This window comes from Cupriavidus sp. SIMBA_020 (assembly GCF_046535395.1).
GTDB lineage: Bacteria > Pseudomonadota > Gammaproteobacteria > Burkholderiales > Burkholderiaceae > Cupriavidus > Cupriavidus campinensis.
This window is the reverse complement of the sequence record NZ_JAWRWU010000326.1, coordinates 1-297: the sequence shown is the minus strand read 5'-3', so window position 1 is coordinate 297 and position 297 is coordinate 1. Positions and strand designations below refer to the sequence as shown.

Annotated in this window: 1 protein-coding gene; it reads right to left on the bottom strand. The window is 63.6% G+C overall.

Annotation, left to right across the window (positions count from 1 at the left end; genetic code table 11):
• The coding region (locus SB751_RS29425) for a TonB-dependent receptor domain-containing protein (protein WP_410748954.1) at window positions 1-297 on the bottom strand (297 nt) is incomplete at both ends.

The following is a 297-nucleotide window of genomic DNA, read 5'->3' as shown; positions in this document are numbered from 1 at the left end:
AGGCCGAAGCTGAGCTCGGACGTGGCCTGGTACCCCACGCGGGCATTCCACACGGAAAAGCCCGCCAGCGCGAACTTGCGGTCCGAACTCAGCGTATGCGTCTGCGTGTTGACGCCGGCGCCCACGCTCAGGCGGTTCCAGTCACCCGGCAGCTTGTAGTTGGCCCACAGGCGCAGCATGTGCTTGGGCGTCCACGTGTTGAATATCTTGCCCTGGTTGTCCGGGTCTTCCAGGTACTTGGTGGTGTTGTAGGTGTAGCCGGCGAACAGTTGCAGGCCCTGGATCACCTCGCCCGAC